This is a genomic window from Paenibacillus xylanexedens (assembly GCF_007680605.1).
Classification (GTDB): domain Bacteria; phylum Bacillota; class Bacilli; order Paenibacillales; family Paenibacillaceae; genus Paenibacillus; species Paenibacillus xylanexedens_B.
The window spans coordinates 1-571 of sequence record NZ_VEIO01000042.1; the positions used below are offsets into that span (position 1 = coordinate 1).

Genomic DNA, 571 nt, shown 5'->3' on the forward strand with positions numbered 1-571 from the left:
TCCGTTGCATGAGCTGGTCTTCTTGCATTACAAACGATGTACGGAAGGCTTCATGGCGCTCGGCTAAGCGGTTCAGACTCTCCTGCACCCGAACAACATCCAGCTCTCCTGTGATCTCCAGCGCCCACGGGATGTTGTAACCGATGCCTCCAACGTCCAACTGGCTCATTACATACATCCGCTGCTGGGCAGGTGAGGTTGGATACGCTTCGCGCGGCTCCGCCGGATTGATTGCCTCATAGCGTTTCAGGATAGCCGCCGTTTCCAAATACCCCGCTAGCATCTCCACCGTTGGACGGGCGAACACTTCACTCAGCGTTAAGCTCGCATCTAACTGCTTCTGAATGCGGGCCATCAGCTGCGTTGCTTTGAGTGAATGGCCCCCCAGCTCGAAGAAGTCCTCCCGGATACTTACCGGTTGCGAAAGACCTAGCACGTCCTGCCAAATCTCCGCTAGCTTCGCTTCGGTCTCGCTTCGCGGCGCAACATATTCGCCGGTTGTCTGTAGTAGCCCTTGGGGCTCCGGTAGTGCCCTCCGGTCTACCTTCCCGTTGGCCGTCAGTGGAATTTG

The 571-nt window shown here is 56.9% G+C and carries 1 protein-coding gene; it reads right to left on the bottom strand.

Annotation, left to right across the window (positions count from 1 at the left end):
- Positions 1-571 (bottom strand): condensation domain-containing protein (locus tag FS818_RS28270; protein WP_145336729.1); only part of this gene is annotated, 571 nt, incomplete at both ends.